This is a genomic window from Protofrankia sp. CiP1_Cm_nod3 (assembly GCF_982290655.1).
In genome coordinates this window covers 1-1,456 of record NZ_CEVIVD010000001.1, presented here as the reverse complement: position 1 = coordinate 1,456, position 1,456 = coordinate 1, and the positions used below count along the sequence as shown (strand labels likewise).

Here is a 1,456-nt window from a genome sequence, read left to right as displayed (position 1 = left end):
TCCCGGTCATCGTCGGCCTCCTCGTCGGCCGTGGGCCGGAAGTGACGACGGTCGGTGACCGCCGTTCGGTCGGACATGCCGGACAGCGGTCACGCGCCGCGCCGGTCGCGGGCGTACCGGCTGGCCGGGCGGGGCAGCCCCAGGTTCTCGCGCAGGGTCCGGCCCTCGTAGGAGGCCCGGAACAGGCCGCGCCGTCGCAGCTGCGGGATGACCAGGTCCGCGAAGTCGTCGAGCGTCTCCGGCAGGTACGGGAAGATCACGTTGAAACCGTCCGCGGCCTGCGTCTCGAACCACTCCTGGATGTGGTCGGCGACCGTCTCCGGGGTGCCGACGATGGTCCGCTCGTCGCGGGCCAGCCCCCTGGCGAGCTCGCGGATGGTCAGGTTGCGGGCCCGGGCCCGCTCCACGATGAGCCGCTGGGCGCTGCGGCTCTGGTTCGAGACGGGCAGCTGCGGCAGCGGCCCGTCCAGCGGGTGCGTCGACAGGTCGACGCCGCCGAGCCAGTAGGCGAGATCGGCCAGCGCCACCCGCGGGTCGAGCAGCGCGTACAGCCGCTCGGCCTTGTCCTCGGCCTCGGCCAGGGTGCGGCCGACGATCGTGGACAGCGCCGGCAGGACGAGGACGTGCTCCGGGTTCCGGCCGGCCGCGGCCGCCCGCGCCTTGATCTCGGCGTAGAAGGCCCGGGCGGCGGCGCCGTCGGGATGGTGGGTGAAGACGACGTCCGCGGCCGCGGCCGCCAGCGACTTACCGGCCTCGGAGGAGCCGGCCTGGACGACCACCGGATGGCCCTGCGGCGGGCGGGGGATGTTCAACGGCCCGGTCACCGAGAAGTACCTTCCCCGGTGGTCGAGCCGGTGCACCCGGTCGTCGTCGAAGTAGATCCCGGACGCCTGGTCGCGGCGGAACGCGTCGTCGTCGAAGCTGTCCCACAGGCCGGTCACCACCTGGTGGAACTCCGCGGCCCGCCGGTAGCGCTCGGCGTGCCCGACGTGCTCGGGCAGGCCGAAGTTACGGGCCTCCGCGTCGTTGAGCGAGGTGACCAGGTTCCAGCCGGCCCGCCCCCGGCTGAGATGGTCCAGCGAGGCGAACGTGCGCGCCAGGTGGTAGGGCTCGTTGTAGGTGGTGGACGCGGTGGCGATGAGCCCGATCCGGCTGGTGGCGGTGGCCAGCGCGGCGAGCAGGGTCGTCGGCTCGAAGGAGTCGTTGACCACCGAGACCCGGCGCAGCACCTCCTGGTCGGCGAAGGGCACCCCGACGAGGTCGGCGAAGAAGAGCGCGTCGAAGCAGGCCCGCTCGGCGGTCCGCGCCAGCTCGATCAGGTGCCGGATGTTCACGCCCGCGTCCGGGACGGCGCCCGGATGCCGCCAGGCGGCCAGGAACTCCCCCGGCGGCTTGAGGAAGGCGTTGAGGCGCAGCCGCCTGCCGTGGGTCATCGGTTTCCTTCCCCTGCCCCCGG

Annotated in this window: 1 protein-coding gene; it reads right to left on the bottom strand. The window is 73.5% G+C overall.

The window, feature by feature from the left end:
- Positions 1-89: 89 nt before the first annotated feature.
- Entirely contained in the window at positions 90-1,433 is a 1,344-nt protein-coding gene (locus tag AC5LUJ_RS00005) for an LLM class flavin-dependent oxidoreductase (RefSeq protein WP_250280871.1), read from the bottom strand.
- Positions 1,434-1,456: the final 23 nt, after the last annotated feature.